The 1,428-nt window shown below is 45.3% G+C and carries 1 protein-coding gene and 1 pseudogene; both read left to right on the top strand.

Annotated elements, in window-relative coordinates; translation table 11 throughout:
• Window positions 1–438: pseudogene (locus tag C5684_RS07340) on the top strand (hypothetical protein); the annotation flags it as partial.
• Window positions 438–1,322, top strand: coding sequence for a hypothetical protein (locus tag C5684_RS07335; RefSeq protein ID WP_104639895.1), 885 nt, complete (start codon window positions 438–440; stop codon window positions 1,320–1,322). The pseudogene C5684_RS07340 and the gene C5684_RS07335, both read left to right, overlap by 1 nt.
• Window positions 1,323–1,428: the final 106 nt, after the last annotated feature.

The following is a 1,428-nucleotide window of genomic DNA, read 5'->3' as shown; positions in this document are numbered from 1 at the left end:
AGAGAGAGGGTGCAACAATCTCTTTTCTCTTTGGTGAAAACCCAAGTTGAAGGGCTGGATTTTAGCTTTTTAAAAGAGCAACATGGGATTTTTTACCCCGCCATTGAAAAGCACTTGAAGGCGATGTTTTTCAAGGAATTAGAACAAGACTTTTTAAAACGCTATTGGGAAGAGCATTTGCAAGGCTGGTTAGAGCAACAAGCCCAACTCAAACGCTTAAAAGAAATGGAATTTGAAGCCCAGTTGCACTTAGAGAGTTTGTTACTCAGCAATGCGCTTAAGATGTTGCAAGGCTATGAAATGGGCTTAATGGATATGCGCCTCAAAGAATGGCAATTTGCTAATGATATGGCATTAGCCTTGAAACGCCAAGAGCTCATCAAACAAGGCATTTTACAAGAGGAATGGCTCCACACCAAAGCGTATAAGGTGCATTAATGGGAACACTAGCTGAAATGACACAGAGGGCTAGCCAAGCCCTCAAGCAAAACGCCCAAGAGCTCTTAGAGGGGCTTAATCAAGTCCCTAATGGGAGCAAAGCCCTAGTGGCGGCTAAGGCGTTACAAGAGGAATCAGACCCGCAGCAAGAAACAGAGAAACGCGATTTTAGCCCCTTCATCATTGAGGAAAACAGCAACACAGAGGGCAACACAGCACAGAGCCAACAAAATACGCCCATACCCACAACGGGCATCAAGCAACTAGATAGCAAGATCAAAGGGCGTAATTTGAGCCTCTTTGATTACTACATGGCTAAGAATTATTTAGGCATTAATTTGGGGGTGTTCTTGGGGGGGAGTTTGGAGCTCAACCAAAAGATGGCAAACCGCACTAAAGCCACAGCCGATGTCTATGAAACCATTAAAGCCCTAGACTTGGGGGATAATATCATCAACAAAGCCCAAGAAAATAGCGGGACACTTAACGGACTGGCTAGAAAGCTCAACAAAATAACCGGCGGGTTTATTCCCTTAAGCCCAGAGTTAGCCCAAACTGACACGGCGGTCAACCAATACACTTATGCCACGGCTAGATCGTTCACCAGTGGGAAAATCACTGACCAGACCCTAGAGGATTTAAAACACATCACCCGCTTTGGCTTGAGGGGCAAGCAGGAGAACACTGCAAGGCTAGGGGAGACCCAAAACATCAATCTAAACTACTTGGCTAGCCAGTTGCATAATTTGCAGGCATTAGGGGGGGTGATTACTCCGGACATGCAAGCCAAACTTTTAGAGCACAAGCTCAAGGCAAAATACATCCAAGAGAGCAAGGGCAAGATTGATTTAAAAACATATAACCAAATTGGCAAGGGGTTATGATGGCGGTGTTATACAATGGGAACACGAGAAACTGGAATTACACTGCCCCGGGAGTGGCTAAAGAGTTGTTAATCACCATCACGGGGTTTGACATACTCCCCATAGC

The sequence above is a fragment of the Helicobacter bizzozeronii genome (assembly GCF_900196775.1).
Classification (GTDB): domain Bacteria; phylum Campylobacterota; class Campylobacteria; order Campylobacterales; family Helicobacteraceae; genus Helicobacter; species Helicobacter bizzozeronii.
The sequence above is the reverse complement of the archived record's forward strand: the minus strand, read 5'-3'. Positions and strand labels throughout refer to the sequence as shown.